The following is a 19,557-nucleotide window of genomic DNA, read 5'->3' on the forward strand; positions in this document are numbered from 1 at the left end:
AACATTACCTCTTAATAAATTTTTCTAATTATTGCTTTAGCTCTATGCCTAAAATCTTTCTTTCCATGCCGTAAAGTCAAAAAATTTATTTTGTTAAAATGTAACCCTTCCTTATCCCAAGTTCTATGACTATCAATTAATCCATTTAAAATTTGATGATAACAATAGCTTTTATTCTGCTGGTTATTAATGAAACATATTAAAGTTGATAATGCTCTGTCTTCACGCTCTACTTCAATCACGCTGACTTTTTTATTTGGAAATAGCTTGATCTCAGCAATCACATACTTCCTTTCAGTAACACCATCACTCAAATAAACAAACCTTTTTATATCAGAAAACTCCTTCAAACTCCCTTGAATCACATTTATCGACTGCACTTCAGAATAATTTTCTAATACCTTTAATACTTTAATAAACTCTCCCAATTCTCCTTGTACTTGAATATCGTAAAGGGATTTATTTTCTAATCCCTTAGCAACCTTACTTCCACCAACATCCGAAGTAGATCTTCTACCTTGATCATCAATAAAATATCTTTTAGTATTTTCATTCTCAAAGTTACGCTGTTTATTAGAATTCCTCCGTATTTTTGTTACTTTCGGTAGCTTCACATACTCATGCACTTGATTGTCCATTTCTATCAAGTCAAAGTTATCTGTCGTTCCTTCAACGTCTTCATCAAGCGCTAATTCATTTTGTTGACTACCATTACTGTTTTGGCTATGTAGGGTGTACTTTTTCGCTTCTCCTGACTTCTCAGTTTGTATGATTTCAGGGTGTGAAAATGAAATTTCACTATAAGGAATTTGTTTGTTCTTAACATTGGTGATTCTAAGGATTGTGCCACCATTTGAACTTAGTTTAACAATCGCTTTAATTGTTATTGGCTTTGTAAATAACCAATCAAACTTTACTATACCTGTATTGATAAATGTATAGGCTACATTTTCAAATACTCTTCTTAAATCTTGATTTGAAAGTAACCAAACTAATTGATAGAGAAAATTGTCTTTTGTGTATTTGCGATGATACAGTGATGAAAAATCTAGATGAATTTTATTCGCTTCGTATTGCTCAATAAAATATTGTGGAAAGGAATTTGTTTCAAACAGTCGATAAAGTAAAAAGCGATTTGGTGCTAGAATACTTCGTACGACTTCAATCAACGGAAGAACATAGTTTTTATTATTAGAAGAAACGATAAAGCTACGTGACATATCTTTATCAAGTGTACCGTAAATGCTCCATTCTTTCTCGAAATAGCTTACAGTATTAGGATAAATGGTCATTTCAACTTCTTTTGCCTCTGCTGGTGCGATACTTTTTCTTATATCGCCATTCATATAGTAATGTTGGATTGCTAATGCTGGCAACGTCCCCCAGTCTGCCAATACCCTTTCTGTTTTCCCTTTAGCTTTGAAATATGCATAAATCATAATTTTTTTAGATTGCCAAAAAGGAGAGCTTAGCCATACTAATTGCGCTTTCTCTCCATTTTTGAACGGCCAATTATCCAATTTAACTTGTTGTTTGCTCATCGTTTTTCACATCCTGCTTTTGCTGCACATAGTTCTCTAAATATGGCTTAATCTCATAGAAATGATGCGATTTCATTGCTGCTATCCTCTGCACCTTCCATAAAATAACTGGCTCATCCTTCATTATCATTCGGTCAATTACTATACAACAACGGCGAATTTGAAATTGTTGAACAGATTCTGTAATCTCTGAAAGAAGCCTTTCAGTTTTCGGTAGTTTATCTAAATGTCGTTCTAAATTTGCTAAAATACCGAACTGTCTGCCAATTAAAGAAAGTGTAATACGGACAGACTTCTCTAACTTTAATAATTCTTTATATAGCCTTTTTATTTTTACTACATACTCTTGATCTCTTTTAGACCAGTCCACTATTTTAGTAGGCTGCTGTTTCTTTTGACTAGAAGGGCAAAACATCCAGTAGCCATTCTTTATCATGTCGATATAAGAAAATGTATTGTTTCTTACATTTCTCACGCAATTTAGTCCGAGGTAATTGTGGAAACTTTTGAATAATCTTCACAATCTCCTGTTTATACTTTGCCATCAGCTCTTGATTGAGTTCTGACGCTTCTTTCCTTATTTCGACACTATTCGATAAATACCTTTTTACTGTTTTAGAATCTACACCCAGTTCTCTTGTTATTGCTCTAATACTTAAATCATCTTCAGCTAGTTGCTTTAGTTTACCTTGCCATACATGTCCAAATTGCTTTACTCTACCTATACGAGAACAGTCTTCTGATGACTTGTCAGGACCCTTCCTAGCATAAATAAAGCCGCAAACGCATTTAAAAGTTCCAATTGGAGCATTTGTTTTAAAATCTCTTGTTACTTCAACAGATGGTATAACTAGCTTCTGATAATGCGATGCAGCTCTATTTAAACATGGAAATGGGCCCTTACCAAAAGGGCCTATATCAGTTTTTAAATCTATGAAATCATCTATATCTTGTTCTAAAAAATATAGCATTAATAAATGTCGAAAAGGATGCACATGACGCTTCATATTTCGTGTAAGCACTTTTAGCCAATTATATTCATCAGCAACATCCACTACACTTTCAAATTGTGCTAATAAATCAACAGATAACTTCTGTTTAAATTTCTCATAAAGTTCTTTTTGTCGAATACGGTTAGATGATGTAACCAATTTTAAATCTCTTAATAATCCAAGATATTTCTGTGAAACGTCTTGCCTTGACAATAAATGCAATGGCTGCTGCAACAGCTTATATGATTGTTTTGCTAAATGAATTTTTATTTCTGCATAAGGATCAACTTCATAAATATGTACTAAATCCATCTGTTCTATTTCAAATCGTATAAACTCAATTCTGCTCACTACATTCGGTGTTACGGGATATTTCCTTAAAGGAACTTCATGATGTGGGCAATAATCAATTCCTTGTAGCTGATGTTCTCTGTGAATATAAGGCTCACCATACTGCTCTACATCTCCTTTTGCACATGACGTACAATAATACAGCCCCTCCTTTCTGCAAATACTACCCGCAACTATTCCTAGTCTTGCATAAAGACCTTGTCCACCCTCTGCAACATCTTGTGAAATTTCCTGCTGACGCTCTTTAGAAAGGAACATAGCATAGTAAGGATAAATTGTATGATTAGCTAATATGTTTTCAATCGAGTAATGACCACCTAATTTCTCTGCCAAAATCAAAAAATGGCTTCCAATCTCTATACTCGATATCACAGAACGACTCCCAAACAACTCTTCCAACGTATCTTTACAATCAAGATTGCCACTATAAAAGTGATACCGTGCAATGGATGAATACAACAACTCATCTGGATATGGATTTGTGAAGAAGGGTAGCATGTAATCACTCCTAAAATATCGAGTTCTCTATTTGAAAATTTAAATACTCTGCTATTTTTTCTAACTCTTCTTTAGGCGTTCCAATTGGATCCCACCAACCTAATGCTTCGTCACTTAGTCCAACTATTTTAGAAATTAATATGTCTGCGTTATAATAATAGGGGGAATAAATTACTTGAGATTCTCTATTTTGATTTTTTATCATAAAAATATCTGCTTCGTCTCTATCTCCGTTATAATCTGGCAGAATTTCGAATACATCATTTAGATGTGGGCTGTCATCAATTATGAATATTTTATTCAAATGGTAATATCTATCGTCTTTGTAATAATTAAGGAGCAATGTTTCAGTAAATAATTTATAAGTACAATCGACTTGATTTAAGTACATCTCTAAATTAGTAATTCTATTATAGAAAAACTCATATCTGTTGCTAAATAGAAGAATTTTGATATTATCAATTTCAAACTCTTTTTCTATCCTTTTGCATATTCCCATTAAAATTTCTGAACTATCAAAACTAACATTTAAACCGTTATAAAAATTTCTTAGTTCTAAGATTTTTGATTCCAAATATTCAAAATTGACAATGATTATATTTTCATACTCCTCTATCTGAGATTTAAAAACACCGCTTATTTCAATAGGAACCTGAATACTTTCTAAAGGATAATCAAAATGTTCATATTCAAAATCTACATCCCAAATATTTTCTACATTCTCTATTAATTGATCTCTAGGAATGTAATTAACAGGCGATGTGTCTAGATAATTAAAAGGAATAATAAATTTCTCATCATTCTTGTTCTTTAATAAAAACTTTTCTAATAAAAAAGGCGAAGTAAATAATTCAGTTTTAGCAGCTTTTTTACCTTTTCGTTGGAACATTCTCATTAGAGCTGTATGTGCATATTTATAGATATCACAGAAATAGATATTATTATATTCAAAACTGTAAAAGACTACATATCTAGGTATATAAGATGTTATAGATTTATGTGTAAACCTAGACATTTTTCTAAATTCAATTTCATCCATTTCCTTATGTTTAAATAATTTCGTTAATCCTGTAAAATCCGAACCTGTAATGATACTATTTTTTCTTATTATAACATTTATTAACTTTTTATTTTCGAACTTCTCATCATAAAAGAAATATAATAAATCATCATTCCATTCTATTTCCTTATGTATACAAACACCACAAAAAGCTCCCCCTACACCGTAATCTAAAAAGTTATTTTTTATGGATAGCATTTGTAAATAGACTGTAGCTGCAGTTAATTTTTTTCTTGGCTCATAGCTTGGATCAGGATATGTTACCGCAAAATCTTGCATTAAATTATTTAAATCTGGTATTTTACTCCCACTGCCTATAGCTATATAACGATCTATTTCCTTAAATCCATAATTATTCAAATGATATAATTTATTATTTTCATTTTTCACTCCTAAAATTAATTCTGACTCAACTAATATCTCTGGTAAATAACTTATAATTTGTTCAAGTGTTAAATGGTCTATCATTAAATCTAAATAATTTTTCACATCTTCAAAAATCCTCACATTTTTTCCTGCATAAGCAACTACAATATTATTTTTCACATCAATTTTTGTATCTGTCTCTGCAATAAAATAAGAGTTATATTCTCCGTAGAGTTCCCCTACACTCGATAATGTTGCTTCCCTTTCAAAAGCAGTTTCTGATTTCGCTGACGTAAGTGAATCTGCAACAATATAAATTTCGTCATCAAATTTCCAAGCAAAGCAATACGTCATTTTCCATTCCTCCCAAAGTAAAATAGTTCCCCATCTCCACAGTCATTATCAAAAGCAAAAACCAAACAACTCTTCTGAGTATGAGTTTGTTAAGAAGGGTAGCATCAATTTAATGTCCTAATTAATTGGTTTAATGTATTCCATTAGCTCTAAACCGATATTTGTTAATTTACACACTGCAATAGCTCTATCATATTTATGTGTCTCAATTAATCCAAGGTTTTGTAATTCTATTACACTGTGTTTAATTCTTTCAAGCTTTGTAGTATCAGTAATTCCTTTAGATTTACTATAAGACGCCGTAGACTCTGTATAGAAATTCGATGTAACTCTTGTCCCAAAAGTTGTTGAAGTCGATAAATTCATTGGTGGCCAATTAGTTGAATCAGAAATAGTTGTTAATGCTTGTGGAGTAAGTCTTTCAATCTGTCCTAAGGAATACTTATGCTTTTCGAATAGTTCTCCAAATCTCCCATCATCCACTATCTTTTTTTAAGCGCTTGATAAATGCTTTGTTAGCTCTGGATCTGGTGGAGATTCACCTACTATACGTAATATTTTATTAAACAAAGTATTACCTTGTGGATTTGTAATAAAAGATTGTAATTGTTGTATAGCTATTGATTGCTCATCAGTTTGATTAAAATATTGTTCTAACAAAATCATCTTTTTCACTTCACTAATATTTTGATTCACATCTTCATTCCAATTTATAACCGTAGTAATTACATCTCCTATAGGCCCTAATAGAGATAAACCTTTATCCCTAATATTTTTAATAGTTTCCTTTTGTTCATTTGCAGATAAGTCATTTTTCTCTACTCTAGACTCTAAAGATTGCTTTTCAATTTGTAAGTATTGATCTGTATTTTTCGATGAATTCTAACTTTTGTTTCTTATCCACTCTTTTTATTCATTAATAGAATTCCTCTAATGGTGATCTAATAAAATTATTTCTATTTAACAAATCGTAAGTTTGTTTCTTCTGTTTTAATGCACGTTCTCTTAGTTCTAATAATGGCAATACTTTCACAACAGAAACTGATTTTTCTTTTCGTTCCTTTATTTTTTGATTCAATTCCATCAATTCTTGAATTACTTGAAGTTTCAAGACATTGTAATCTGTATCAATTACAAATCCTTTGACAACTTTCTCAACCATTTTATTAATCTCTTTAGAAGAGAGGACATCAAAAATGCCGATAGAGGCTATTTCAACACTTAAACTTTCAATCGTATCCTGCCGTTTGTACTGCATAGAATTTTGTCTTTCTCTCATGGCAGACTTAATGCGACCTTCATATTCTGTATTTCTTTTATGATTAATCATTAGTTCATCAAGATTAATCATTATATCCTCGTACTTATACATAGCATTCAGATCATTTTTACGCAGTGCATTCATCATTGGCTGGATAATTTTCATATCCTCTTTAGCTGTTTTCTTTAATACTCTCGGAGTAATTTTTTCAACTTCACTGGTTTCGTCAAATAAAACCCGTTCTTGCGCTAAAATAAACAAGTTTACAGCGACTGATGTGATTCCTTGGCATTCCTCGTAGAATACCTTTTTAACTTCTTCTGTAAGTTCTGAGTGTGCTCTAAGACATTGTAATTCCCAGAGGGTCTCTAAAAAGAACTCCCATTCCTCACTCTCTTCAGCCATACGATCCCAAATGATAGAGCCATCACTTGCCGCACGCCTTGCTTGACGAAAATTCCCTTTGAATAATTGTTCTGCTTTTGAAGTACCAATTAATACAGTTGGAATACCAACTGTATTTGATAGAGTTACAAAGAAATTAAGCATCTCCTCTTGATCATTTTTAGCATTCAGTAAATGTTGGATTTCATCAATTACTAACACACCGATACCATACATACTCGCTAAAGATGTCATGTGTAAAAGCATTGTAGATGTAACTCTATTCAAGTAACCGAACTTCTCTAAATAACGAGTTCCGAGTAAATCATCAATCGCCTTGAAAAAGCTTTTACATAGCGTTGATAGACTTCCATCGTACGGACAATCGATTTTAAGCCAAACAATTTGCGTTCGATTAAATGGCTGCTCTTTATACATATCATGTTTAATTACTTGCGGGTACATCAGTAGTAAACGCTCAATTGCAGTCGTTTTTCCAATACCTGAAATCCCAATAATTGATAAACTGTCAGCTGTCGAACGAATATAATTAAGCCGATCATCGATATATTTATGTGCCTCTTCCTCATCCTCTCGCAATTGGTGCAACACTCGAATTCGTTCTAGAAACGACTTATCTAAAGGATTACGAGCTAAGTAGCCTCTGCGAATTAGCGTAGATAGTCTACGCTCTACTTCAAAATGAATAGGCAGTGGCTGAATAAAATTTTTTATACGTTTCAACACATGATAGCGAATATTTCTTGCACTTTGCTTATCTTGTGCAGTAATCCGTGGTGTCACCATAAAACGCTCTAGTACATCATCTTCATCAAAAATTGGAGGAAGAGCTTCAATTAAAGGATTATTACTGTATTCTGATAAAGCTTGTCCCTTGTATTCTGCTTCTTCAAAATCACCTTTTAAAACTAGATTAGTCGTCTTTTCCAAATTGCTCATCTCGTTTCTTCCGTAATTTATCCATGATTCTTGAATTTGATTTTTTTGGCTCCTTATCCTTTATTTTTTCTTTTGTAGAAAAATCAATCACATCTGCTTTTTCTTTTACTGGTGCAGTTGATAAATCAAATTTCTCCGAATCACGTTGAACCTCTTTTTCTACTTGCTTATTCTCCCTAATAGAGGCAATCTTTTCTTTCTTACTAGTCGGTTGATGTAGTGACTGTTTTTTCTTCTTTTCTGCCTTCTTGATAATTTCATCCATTATTGTATCTGTATTGATTGTTAATTGGATTTGATTAGATCGTTCAATTTCTTCAAGTTCACTTCGTAGTTGTTGTTGAAACACAATTTCTTCTAAAAAATCATCTCGGTATTGCTGGCTTGGCTCAAGTAAAATATATTCTTCATAATCCATTCCATCATCATGTGGGATATAAATTTTCTCAACATTTCGAGGATCATAAACAATATCTAAACTGCGATTTTTCAACTTTAAAAACCACTGTTCTTCAATTGCTCTCCGTGATCCATATAATAGGTTTTTAAACTTAATACCTGCTCTAGAAATAGTCGCCCTACCTCGTGGTAATACATTTAAACGTAATATATTACGATCTACTGTTCTTAATCGACCCTTACGATTTTCGATACCCCAATTCCATAGATTAATAGGCGATGGCACTACACCATCTGTAATCATTTCCTTTTCCATTGGATATTTATCAATGATCTTATGGTTATGATGAAGTGCTAATGTAATGATTAATGCAGTAAACTCTTTTAAGTTCAACGTAGCATCTAAACGATAATCTTGATCGCCACGCTCACGAAATTCTTTTTGAATTGCTCCCGGTGCCTTTTGTTTTACTTTGCCATTAAATGTACGGAATTTCCGTTCCACAATCCCTTTCAGATCGCCTCGATAAGCCGTTGTATTTTCAATTTTAATATTTAAGTTATTAATCAGACTCTCTACAGCATAGCCTTCAAATTCACTTCTATCAGCAATAATGATTTCAGGTAAATGATGTGATGGCCACTGTTCTTTAGTAATTTCAATATCGTATTCTTTACAGAATTCCACTTTGTCTGCCACCATATTATCTAATGCCATCATTGCACCTAGCCATGATGGTCCTTCAAGACCAACGTATAACCCTGTAATAATACGTGAATATACATCCAGCACAGCATAAATAACTGGACGACCAATCACTCTATTCACATCAAATGAACTAACTAAATAAATATCTGCAATGGTTGCATCAACTTGAAAACGAGTGCCTGGACCGTTTGTTTCAGACTTTGAATCACTTAAAATAGGACGATGCTTCAATTCATATTCTTTTGCACTTTTGCGGAATTGAATATCCTTTTTAGGGTCTTCGAATTTTTTAAACCAATAGTAAAATTGATTATAGGAAGGGATACGATTAGCTTCCCAAATGCAGTATTGCATCTCACCATTTTCTTTATAACGATCTGAGTAAAAATCTCGAAGAATAAAGTGATAGACATCTTTTAGTGAATAGTTATTTGTCTTTCGGTAGTATTTATTAATTGCATGTTCAAACTGCAATTTCACTTCATCTGTTATATTAATACCTTTTTGATATTCTCCACTGATATTCACCCTTCTTGGACGACCGACTTTTTCTTTCGTTAACGTTTTAGTTTTTCCTCTACCACCAGAATTGGCATAATCAGGAAGCATAGCATTTTTGCTCATACCACGTTGCCAATAACGGCTAAGAAGTTTCTTTACTTTAGTTTTGCCAAGACCACTTTCGTCAACTATCTCAGTAATTTTCTTTTCTCTACCTTTTTTCTTCAGCAACTCTTTCATATTGGGAATAATATATTTTTCGATGGTTTCCCAATCTTCCTCACGTTTATAAATTTGCACTTCAGAAAGTTCATTATCAGGAATAGCTCTAGAATATGGATCACTAACAACTAATAACCCACCTTGATTCATTTCTGTTTGCAAATTGGAATATAGTTCTCTTTGAGGCATAGCACTGGTTGTATCAATATTCACTATATATACATATGATTCTTCAATTTCAATAACACGTATTCTTTTAGAATCAGATACATATTGAAGTACTTGATTAATGTAAATCATCCGTATTTCACCTGCCTCAACTTGCTTTCATCAATAGACTTAATAGCTATTGTGTGTTCTAAATTTATAGGCTCTAGCATATCAATTCGAATAATTTTTTGAGCGAGTAAATGGTAAAACAATGTAACGCCACTACCAAAAGGCAGATGCGTATCAGCATCAAATTTACTCGTAATCTCTCTAATACTGCTTTTACCGTTTAATAAACGCTGCATCAATGACATTGATAAATCTTCAATATGCTGTGAACTCATTTCTTGAAAAACGTCATAATCTCGAATATCGTAATAATCATGTATATAGCTAATATTCCGTGCCATCATTTTAGGAATTTCTACTTCCGTTACAATGCCCCAATCAATGTCTCTTCGCTGCCAATACTCTCTTTCTATCTCAAACTTCTCAAGTACACGCTCTTTTAATAGTTCATCTTTCATCTTTATTGTCCTAGCTACTTCAAACACGCCTTGTCCTTTATCTATCGTTAATAAAAAATCCGTTGTCATCACAATAGGTTCACCAGTTTTAGGATCAGTAGGATGTTTTATACCTAACTCATCTGCAATGACTATTGTTTCTTCCAACGGCAATAAAGGAAACTGTTCTCGAATATCAATAACGACATCGGAATATTCAGTTAAGTAAAAATAGTTTCGTTCCAAATCGGATAAAAACTCATGCTGCCTACTCGTCTTTATCCCTTTTAAACGAGTAGAGCGACCTAATGAAGATACATCCTGAATCTTTAACCACGGCTTATAATCTATACCAATACCAGAGCCTCGACCTTCTTTTATCCATTTCTCAATTTGAGTGATTCTTTTTCGTTTCGACATAAAAAACACCCCTTTGGCTAAATAATAACCAAAGGGGTAAAGCTTCGCATCTTTTTTATAAACGTCGCGACTTTATTCAAAACATCGCATCTTTTTTATAAACATCGTGACTTTATTTCAAATCCACATTTATTAATACTTATGCTTCAAATTTATTCAACCGTCACACTCTTAGCTAAGTTACGAGGCTTATCTACGTCACAACCACGGTGTAATGCTGCATAGTAAGAGATCAGTTGTAGTGGTACAACGGCAGCTAAAGGAGCTAATTCCTCATGAATGCTTGGAAGAACAAAACGATCGTCTTCTTCTTCAAGACCCTTCATTGAGATAATACATGGGTTAGCTCCACGAGCCACTACTTCCTTCACATTACCACGAATACTTAGGTTTACATGTTCTTGTGTTGCTAAAGCAATGATTGGTGTGCCGTTCTCGATAAGAGCGATTGTACCGTGCTTCAGCTCACCACCTGCAAATCCTTCCGCTTGGATGTAGGAAATTTCTTTTAGTTTTAATGCACCTTCAAGACCAACATAGTAGTCAACAGATCGTCCGATAAAGAATGCATTACGTGTTGTTGCAAAGAATTCTTTTGCGATTGCTTCCATTTCTTCTTTTTGGTCACATAAAACTTCCATTGCATTTGCAACAATACCAAGTTCTTTTGTCAGGTCGAATTCTAAAGATTGACCTTTTGCTTCTGCTGCAACAGCTGACAGGATTGATAATACAGCTAATTGTGCTGTATATGCTTTTGTAGATGCAACAGCAATTTCAGGACCGGCATGTAATAATAGTGTATAATCCGCTTCACGAGATAGCGTAGATCCTGGAACATTCGTAATTGTTAATGCTTTATGACCAAGTTCTTTTATTTGGACTAATACTGAACGGCTATCCGCTGTTTCTCCACTTTGTGAGATGAAAATAAAGAGTGGATTTGGCGATAAGAGTGGCATATTATATGAGAACTCACTTGCAATATGCACTTCTACAGGGATTTTCGCCCAATTTTCAATAAATTGTTTACCGATTAATCCTGCATGGTAGCTGGTACCTGCTGCAATGATATAAATACGGTCGGCGCTGTTAACTGCCTCGACGATATCGGCATCAACTGTGATTCCTCCATCCTCATTGCGGTATTTTGCAATGATTTTTCTTGTTACTAATGGTTGTTCATCAATCTCTTTTAACATGTAGTGAGGATATGTGCCCTTTTCAATGTCACTTGCATCAAGCTCAGCTTTGTAAGGAGCACGTTCAATTACATTACCTTTTAAATCTTTTATTGTAACTGTTTCGCGTTCAACAAATACCATTTCTTTATCCATAATTTCCACGTACTGGTCTGTCACTTGAAGCATTGCCATTGCATCTGATGCAATGACATTAAAGCTTCCATCGCCTAAACCAACTAGTAGTGGACTTTTATTTTTCGCAACATAAATCATGTCAGGATTTTGCTCATCCAATAAAGCTATTGCATATGAGCCTTTTAAGATTAATAACGTTTGACGGAACGCTTCCTCAACCTCTAATCCTTCTTTTACGAACTTTTCGATTACTTGAACAATAATTTCAGTATCTGTATCACTTTTTAATTGAACATCTTGCAAATGCTCACGTTTTAAAATTGAATAGTTCTCAATTACACCATTGTGTACAAGAGTAAATCTTGTAGTAGTACTTTGATGTGGGTGTGCATTTATTTGGCTAGGTACACCATGAGTTGCCCATCTTGTGTGCCCAATCCCAGTCGAAGCTTCAACCTTTTTGTCTACGATTTCACGAAGCTTTGCAATACGTCCTTTTTCTTTAAAAATGTGAACCCCTTCTTGGTTCATTGCAGCGATTCCTGCAGAGTCATATCCACGATACTCTAATTTTTCAAGACCCTTTAATAAAATTTCCTTTGAGTCATTGTTTCCAATATAACCTACGATTCCGCACATGTTTTTTTCCTCCCATAGTGTGAAACCAGGGACAGGAGCCAATATTCTTTAAATGGAGACATCACTGTCCCCTCACACATGTTTTTATTTTTTGGAAGGCTATACTTTTCCCTTTGTTCAAAAAGTTACCTCTTTGGTTTAAGGAAAAGCTTACGGCTGTAACCATACCAGCCGGGAGGCATCCGCCGAAATTTCGATAACCTCCATCCTCGTCAACTAAGCTGTTATGCGTTCACGCTTAGTTCAGGCGCTTTAGGTGAATACAAATAAATCTCCTATTACTCCTTCCTGTTAGTATAAGTAAAACAACAAAATTAATGATACAACAGAAGAAAATAAGTCGTCAATCAATTTTTACCATCCTTAATGGTTAAATTGATCGACATACCTTATTTATATGTTTTTTAAGCTATTATGTTAACAACGACCATCCTTAATAAAATGAAAAAAGACGGGGGTTAACCCGCCTCTTATTCTAATCCCATTTCCTCTTTAACAACTGCTACAATTCGTTCCACATAATCACGGCATTGTTCCTCTGTCGGCGCTTCAGCCATAACCCGTACAAGCGGTTCTGTACCGGAAGGTCGAACTAAAATGCGTCCGTTTCCACCCATCTCTTGTTCAACCGCAGAGATTATTTCACTTACTTTTTCATTTTCTGTTACTTTGTACTTATCCGTTACTTTTACATTGATAAGTAATTGTGGATATTTTTTCATTTCATTTGCAAGTTCTGACAATTTCTTACCAGTTAACTTCATAATATTAACCAATTGTAAACCACTTAAAAGACCATCACCTGTAGTATTATAATCTAAAAAGATAATATGACCTGATTGCTCTCCACCTAAATTATAGTCATTTTTTTTCATTTCTTCCACAACATAGCGGTCACCGACTGCTGTTGGAATACTTTTAATATCCTGCTCTTCAAGTGCTTTATAGAAACCCAAATTACTCATTACAGTTGAAACAACTGTGCTTTTCTTTAATCGTCCTTCGCTATTCAAGTGCTTTGCACATATGTACATAATTTGATCTCCATCAACGATATCGCCATTTTCATCAACTGCGTTAAGACGGTCACCATCTCCATCAAATGCCAATCCAATATCTGCATTTTTCTCCTTTAAGAAGGCAGCTAACGCTTCCGGATGTGTAGATCCTACACCTTCATTTATATTTAACCCATTAGGAGAAGTTCCCATTGTTGAAACATCTGCGTCTAAGTCAGCAAATAGATGTGTAGCAAGAGATGACGTTGCGCCATGGGCACAGTCTAATGCAACATGGATACCAGTAAAGTCTTCATCCACTGTTTGTTTTAGGAATTGCAGGTACTTTTGACCACCTTCAAAGTAATCATTAACTTGTCCTAAATCTTTTCCTACCGGTCTTGGTAAAGTATCTTCTTCTTCGTCCATTAGACGCTCAATTTCAAGCTCCTGTTCGTCAGATAATTTGAATCCATCTGGACCGAAATATTTAATTCCATTGTCTTCGACCGGATTATGAGACGCGGAGATCATTACACCCGCTTCAGCTCCCAGTGCTTTCGTTAGAAAGGCAACACCTGGAGTTGAAATTACACCCAAACGCATGACTTCTGCCCCAATTGATAATAATCCCGCTACTAAAGCACCTTCAAGCATATGACCAGAAATACGAGTATCACGACCTATCAGGACTTTTGGTCTTTCTTTATCCTTAGTTAAAACATACCCGCCAAATCGACCGATTTTAAAGGCCAACTCCGGTGTTAATTCACTATTTGCAACTCCTCGTACTCCATCTGTACCAAAATACTTTCCCATTGGTTTCGCTCCTTTATTTTATCTGCCTAGGAGGCAGATGAAATTCTCACTTTTACTTTTTCTTGCTCTAATGACCAAGTAATATTTTGTGGACTATTTACTTGAACTTGTACTTCATGTTCTCCATCACTTAAGTTAGAAAGGTTTATATATAACTCGATATCCGCAGAATTAATTTCGTTTATTACACTTGGAGCACCATAGATTTTAATATCCAATACTCCAATATCAGGATCTAGAAAGTCAAACACCTTTCCTTCTGCCATTCCGACTTCTTCAATTTTCTTATCCGAGAATGATTTCTCTTGTTGTTCATCTACATCAATTTCAATTTTCACCGTTTCAGGACTAATCTTTTCAATTCCTTCTGGTAGAGGTACATCAACTTCTAGCACAGTATCTTTTTCAATTTCGGATAAATCCACCTTTACCCCATCTATAAAATCATAATTTTCCAGCACATCGAGTGGTCCATATGCTGTAATTTCCTTCGGATCAGTTTCCATACTTAAAATACTGAGTCCTTTTTTCAGTTCTCCTTCCCGTACCACTTTAAAAGGTAAAACCTTACTTGGACTCTTTATAGGAACTGTAACGTCGACTACAGACGGTTCTACCTCGACAGGCAATATATTGCCGTCACTATCATAGATGGTAATTCTGGATTCTTTATTTATTGTCTCTTTTGCACCTTCTAAATTAATGGTCGCTTGAACCTTAGATATTCGTTCAATAATTTCTTTTGATGCAGTAACACGGACACTATTTGGACTAACAATTGGTTGATCAGGTGAATAACCCTCTTCTAATTTATCTTCATTTATATATTCCACTTCAACCGGAAAATCCTTTGATATCTTTTCTTCAATTGAAACTGTAATGACTGAAGGACTTATCGTTGCTTTTAAATCACTGGATAAATTTTTAATCTTTAAATTCACCCGATGTGATCCGATTGATAAATTAGTTAACTCTGCATAAACTTCAAAGTCTTTTTGCTGTCTCGCCTTTAGCAACGAACCTGTTGGACCTTCTAAAGTAACATTTACGGTTTCCGGTACCCCGGTTACCACTAGATCTTCTTCGTCAAAGTATGTAACAACCGGTATATCTGTAACAACTGCTGTCTCTAGTGAAGAAGAAGTTGAAGTATTTAATGGTGATGTTGATTTATTTGCCTGAGTACCTGATTCAATATTTACAGATGCATAAAGCATTAAAGCTAAAAACAGGGCTATCACTCTCATAACCCAGTGATTATTCATCAACTTATCCATCTTTTTTCCCCCTCCATTGCCAACGGTTTGAGGAAACAGCTTTTGTTTGCGTATAAAGTTCTTTTTGGAGAATATCCCTCAGCTCATCTTGAGATAAGTTACGATGTAATTCACCATTTCTGGCAACAGACACATTGCCTGTTTCTTCCGAGACAATAATTGTTAAACTATCTGTGACTTCACTAATTCCTAATGCTGCTCTATGTCTTGTTCCGAGCTCTTTTGAAATAAAAGGGCTCTCTGATAAAGGCAGATAGCATGCAGCAGCAGCTACTTGGTTTTTCTGTATGATAACCGCACCATCATGTAATGGTGTATTAGGAATAAACAGGTTAATTAAGAGCTCAGAGGATATTCTTGAATTTAATGAAATTCCCGTTTCGATATAGTCGCTCATACCTGTTTCTTTTTCAATTGACATAAGTGCACCAATACGCCTTTTAGCCATATAATCTGTTGCTTTTACAATTGCTTCTACTGTGACTTCAGGATCTTCTTCTCCCGGCAAGCCACCCCTTGAAAACAATCGACCTCTTCCCAGCTGCTCCAAAGCTCTGCGTAGCTCTGGTTGGAAAATGATAATAATTGCTAAGAATCCCCATGTTAAAGCTTGGTCCATTAACCATTGTAATGTACTTAAACCAAGATATTGACTTAACATACGGACGACAATAATAACCGTTATTCCTTTTAACAACTGAACAGCTTTTGTTCCCCTTACAACCATAATTAATTTATATATAACGTACCATACAAGGAGAATATCAATAGCTATACCGAGGTAATGCAATATTGGTATGTCATTCAATATTGGTAAAACCTCATACCCCATTCACTTGTCCTCCATGAGTTAGCTTTATTCTTTATTACTTTTTGACAACTATCCCATTATATCATTTTATATAGATGTATGTAAAAAGGCCACCATAACGATGACCTTTCCGTTAACTTACTACGTCCTTGGATATCCTTTTAACGTGATACCATAACCATTCAAATAATTCATCAACTTCTTCAATATCTCCGGTTACATTTCCTGCAGACGCCATATATTGCTCTCCATTAATAACAGTTACATTTCCTTCAATTGTACCTTCTATTTCCAAAGTTCCATTTTTGACTATAACATCACCTTTAACAACTTCATCTTTTGGGACGATGACTTTACTATTTTCAACAACAAGATTTTTCTGTGTTGAAACGCTGAAGTGTTGATCCTCATTCCATGCAGAGAATAAGCTACCTACCATCAGAAGGAGAAATAGGGATGCAGCAGTTAAAAGCGGATGCCCTTTAAACCAGCGATTCCATGACACAGTTCGTTTTTCTTTAGGAAGGCTGTTCATAACTCCTTCAGTAAAGTTTAATGGAGCCTCTATATGTGACGTACTCTGAACAAACGCTACTGCTTTCTCAAGTTCATGAAAATGCTGGTAACAAGCTTCACAACTGTGAAGATGTTCTTTTACAACTTTCTCTTCAGCAGATGTTAGTTCATGATCTAAATATTTATGCAAAAGTTGTACATATTCTGAAGAACAGCTCATCTTTTTTCACCTCTTTATAAATGCCTTAATTGCTTTCTCAATGCTTCCCTGCCCCGATGTATACGAGTTTTAACAGTTCCAACAGGTATTGTTAAAATCTCACTAATTTCATTAAGTGATAATTCATCAATATACTTTAAGACAATAACAGTTCGATACTTATCAGGTAATTTTAAAATCTCACCTTGGATCGTTTGCTGTAACTCTAACGTTTCAAGTTCATCCTCTGGTAACGAAACATCCGCTGCTACTTGGGAATACATATTTAAACCATCCGTCCCGGAAACCTCTGCATCTAAGTAGTAATCCGGTTTCTTTTTTCTAATTCTGTCGATAGAAAGATTCGTTGCAATACGGTATAACCAGGTTGAAAACTTTTTATTCATATCATACGTATGAATATTAACATATGCTCTTATAAAAGCTTCTTGTGCAATGTCTTCTGCTTCATGAGCATTCCCAAGCATTCGATAGCATAGTTGATAAATTTTGTCCTTATAAATATCAACAATTTCAGCAAATGCATTTTGATCGCCCTTTTTTACTTGTTTAATTCTTTTTTTTATCAGTGTCTCCATATTTATCATACCCCCGCACTCTGCGGCTATCTTTTATACGTAATAGAATGCTGCTAAGTTTCATTTTTTTCACATAAATTATTTTAACAAATTTTGGTTGATGTATGGAGAAAACTTTTATTTCTTTTCACTAGAATTCAGTTATCTTAAATAACAGTGCATCAAAAAAGCGATAAACATTGTTTATCGCTTATATGTAAATTCATTATATACAATTTTGGTGGAGCCTAGCGGGATCGAACCGCTGACCTCCTGCGTGCAAAGCAGGCGCTCTCCCAGCTGAGCTAAGGCCCCATGGTGCCGTTGGAGCGGAAGACGGGATTCGAACCCGCGACCCCCACCTTGGCAAGGTGGTGTTCTACCACTGAACTACTTCCGCAATATGAGCCATGAAGGACTCGAACCTTCGACCCTCTGATTAAAAGTCAGATGCTCTACCAACTGAGCTAATGGCTCTAATGGCTGGGCTAGCTGGATTCGAACCAACGCATGTCGCAGTCAAAGTGCGATGCCTTACCGCTTGGCTATAGCCCATTAATTATGATATTAATACTTTTCCCTTTGATAGTGAAAGTATTCACAATTCATTAGATGAATTTTATATTTTACTTTAAATGGTGGAGGGGGGCAGATTCGAACTGCCGAACCCTAAGGAGCGGATTTACAGTCCGCCGCGTTTAGCCACTTCGCTACCCCTCCAAATTATGAAGAAAGAGTGCCGGCGAGAGGACTTGAACCCCCAACCTACTGATTACAAGTCAGTTGCTCTACCAATTGAGCTACACCGGCATATATAGAGTATATATTATTGAGTATTAAAATTTCATGGTGGAGGATGACGGGATCGAACCGCCGACCCCCTGCTTGTAAGGCAGGTGCTCTCCCAGCTGAGCTAATCCTCCAATTTAAATGGTGACCCATACGGGATTCGAACCCGTGTTACCGCCGTGAAAGGGCGGTGTCTTAACCGCTTGACCAATGGGCCGTAAATTGTTTCCTTAAGCTTCCAACCGGGCTCGAACCGGTGACCTCTTCCTTACCATGGAAGTGCTCTACCAACTGAGCTATGGAAGCAATGGCTCCGCAGGCAGGACTCGAACCTGCGACCGATCGGTTAACAGCCGATAGCTCTACCACTGAGCTACTGCGGAATAATCACAGCCTGGCAACGTCCTACTCTCACAGGGGGAAACCCCCAACTACCATCGGCGCTGAAGAGCTTAACTTCCGTGTTCGGCATGGGAACGGGTGTGACCTCTTCGCCTTCATCACCAGACATTTGTGACAAAAATTATTATACTAAATTAGAAGAATATTTCAAGTGTTTTTTGAAACTTTTATATTCCCTCAAAACTAGATAACGATACACAATTCACTTCACTTATTGAGTTTATGCTCTTACTCTGTCCAGCTACAGAAGCCAAATCCTACGGTCATTTCACTCTCTCGTACGAAGTCAAAGAACGACTTCTGCTCGATCGCTCCAATGCCCTATGGATAAAAGCTAAGCTTCTTCCGCTTTTCTAATAGGTTAAGTCCTCGATCGATTAGTATCAGTCAGCTCCACACGTCACCGCGCTTCCACCTCTGACCTATCAACCTGATCATCTTTCAGGGATCTTACTCACTAGTGTGATGGGAAATCT

The 19,557-nt window shown here is 35.3% G+C and carries 15 protein-coding genes, 10 tRNA genes and 2 rRNA genes; all 27 read right to left on the bottom strand.

The annotated features are described in order from the left end of the window. Positions 1-11 precede the first annotated feature (11 nt). Positions 12-1,541, bottom strand: coding sequence for a Tn7-like element transposition protein TnsE (locus LC095_RS23020; protein WP_226530352.1), 1,530 nt, complete (start codon positions 1,539-1,541; stop codon positions 12-14). After that, the gene (locus LC095_RS26965; protein WP_264196172.1) at positions 1,522-1,977 is read right to left on the bottom strand and encodes a TnsD family Tn7-like transposition protein; all 456 of its coding nucleotides are present in this window, start codon (positions 1,975-1,977) and stop codon (positions 1,522-1,524) included. The genes LC095_RS23020 and LC095_RS26965 overlap by 20 nt, the downstream gene beginning before the upstream one ends. After that, positions 1,940-3,382 (bottom strand): TnsD family Tn7-like transposition protein, encoded by a 1,443-nt coding sequence (locus LC095_RS23025; RefSeq protein ID WP_264196173.1) that lies wholly within the window; start codon positions 3,380-3,382, stop codon positions 1,940-1,942. Before LC095_RS23025 ends, LC095_RS26965 begins: the two co-directional genes overlap by 38 nt. Positions 3,383-3,392: 10 nt before the next feature. Further along, a complete protein-coding gene (locus tag LC095_RS23030; RefSeq protein WP_226530353.1) occupies positions 3,393-5,162 on the bottom strand; it encodes a hypothetical protein in 1,770 nt (589 codons plus the stop codon). Positions 5,163-5,279: 117 nt separating this feature from the next. Further along, positions 5,280-5,645: a hypothetical protein gene (locus tag LC095_RS23035; RefSeq protein ID WP_226530354.1), complete on the bottom strand. Its 366-nt coding sequence runs from the start codon at positions 5,643-5,645 to the stop codon at positions 5,280-5,282. A gap of 9 nt (positions 5,646-5,654) precedes the next feature. Then, positions 5,655-5,858, bottom strand: coding sequence for a hypothetical protein (locus LC095_RS23040; RefSeq protein ID WP_226530355.1), 204 nt, complete (start codon positions 5,856-5,858; stop codon positions 5,655-5,657). A 220-nt stretch (positions 5,859-6,078) separates the two neighbouring features. Then, positions 6,079-7,767: an ATP-binding protein gene (locus LC095_RS23045; protein WP_226530356.1), complete on the bottom strand. Its 1,689-nt coding sequence runs from the start codon at positions 7,765-7,767 to the stop codon at positions 6,079-6,081. After that, positions 7,742-9,898, bottom strand: coding sequence for a Mu transposase C-terminal domain-containing protein (locus LC095_RS23050; RefSeq protein ID WP_226530357.1), 2,157 nt, complete (start codon positions 9,896-9,898; stop codon positions 7,742-7,744). The genes LC095_RS23045 and LC095_RS23050 overlap by 26 nt, the downstream gene beginning before the upstream one ends. Next, the gene (locus LC095_RS23055; protein WP_226530358.1) at positions 9,895-10,734 is read right to left on the bottom strand and encodes a TnsA endonuclease N-terminal domain-containing protein; all 840 of its coding nucleotides are present in this window, start codon (positions 10,732-10,734) and stop codon (positions 9,895-9,897) included. Before LC095_RS23055 ends, LC095_RS23050 begins: the two co-directional genes overlap by 4 nt. A gap of 152 nt (positions 10,735-10,886) precedes the next feature. After that, positions 10,887-12,692, bottom strand: coding sequence for a glutamine--fructose-6-phosphate transaminase (isomerizing) (gene glmS / locus LC095_RS23060; protein ID WP_226530359.1), 1,806 nt, complete (start codon positions 12,690-12,692; stop codon positions 10,887-10,889). A 470-nt stretch (positions 12,693-13,162) separates the two neighbouring features. Beyond that, a complete protein-coding gene (gene glmM / locus LC095_RS23065; RefSeq protein ID WP_226530360.1) occupies positions 13,163-14,509 on the bottom strand; it encodes a phosphoglucosamine mutase in 1,347 nt (448 codons plus the stop codon). 26 nt (positions 14,510-14,535) lie between these two features. Beyond that, entirely contained in the window at positions 14,536-15,786 is a 1,251-nt protein-coding gene (locus LC095_RS23070) for a YbbR-like domain-containing protein (RefSeq protein ID WP_226530361.1), read from the bottom strand. Further along, positions 15,779-16,618 carry a diadenylate cyclase CdaA gene (gene cdaA / locus LC095_RS23075; RefSeq protein ID WP_226530362.1) on the bottom strand — a complete coding sequence of 280 codons (840 nt, stop codon included), beginning with the start codon at positions 16,616-16,618 and terminating at the stop codon, positions 15,779-15,781. The genes LC095_RS23070 and cdaA overlap by 8 nt, the downstream gene beginning before the upstream one ends. Before the next feature lie 112 nt (positions 16,619-16,730). Next, a complete protein-coding gene (locus tag LC095_RS23080; RefSeq protein WP_226530363.1) occupies positions 16,731-17,333 on the bottom strand; it encodes an anti-sigma factor family protein in 603 nt (200 codons plus the stop codon). Between the two features lie 14 nt (positions 17,334-17,347). Beyond that, entirely contained in the window at positions 17,348-17,911 is a 564-nt protein-coding gene (sigW, locus tag LC095_RS23085; protein WP_226530364.1) for an RNA polymerase sigma factor SigW, read from the bottom strand. Between the two features lie 218 nt (positions 17,912-18,129). Then, positions 18,130-18,205, bottom strand: a tRNA-Ala gene (locus LC095_RS23090). Positions 18,206-18,215: 10 nt separating this feature from the next. After that, positions 18,216-18,290 (bottom strand) — tRNA-Gly (locus tag LC095_RS23095). A 4-nt stretch (positions 18,291-18,294) separates the two neighbouring features. Beyond that, positions 18,295-18,367: transfer RNA gene (locus LC095_RS23100), tRNA-Lys, on the bottom strand. A gap of 3 nt (positions 18,368-18,370) precedes the next feature. After that, positions 18,371-18,445, bottom strand: a tRNA-Gln gene (locus tag LC095_RS23105). An 81-nt stretch (positions 18,446-18,526) separates the two neighbouring features. Beyond that, a tRNA-Tyr gene (locus LC095_RS23110) sits at positions 18,527-18,610 on the bottom strand. 17 nt (positions 18,611-18,627) lie between these two features. Then, positions 18,628-18,700 (bottom strand) — tRNA-Thr (locus tag LC095_RS23115). A 37-nt stretch (positions 18,701-18,737) separates the two neighbouring features. Next, positions 18,738-18,813, bottom strand: a tRNA-Val gene (locus LC095_RS23120). Positions 18,814-18,821: 8 nt separating this feature from the next. Continuing rightward, a tRNA-Glu gene (locus LC095_RS23125) sits at positions 18,822-18,896 on the bottom strand. Between the two features lie 16 nt (positions 18,897-18,912). Beyond that, a tRNA-Thr gene (locus LC095_RS23130) sits at positions 18,913-18,985 on the bottom strand. A gap of 2 nt (positions 18,986-18,987) precedes the next feature. After that, positions 18,988-19,062: transfer RNA gene (locus tag LC095_RS23135), tRNA-Asn, on the bottom strand. Between the two features lie 9 nt (positions 19,063-19,071). Next, positions 19,072-19,187, bottom strand: a 5S ribosomal RNA gene (gene rrf, locus LC095_RS23140). Positions 19,188-19,438: 251 nt separating this feature from the next. Next, a 23S ribosomal RNA gene (locus tag LC095_RS23145) occupies positions 19,439-19,557 on the bottom strand; the annotation flags it as partial.

The organism is Metabacillus niabensis (assembly GCF_020524345.1).
GTDB classification, from domain to species: Bacteria; Bacillota; Bacilli; order Bacillales; family Bacillaceae; genus Metabacillus; species Metabacillus niabensis_B.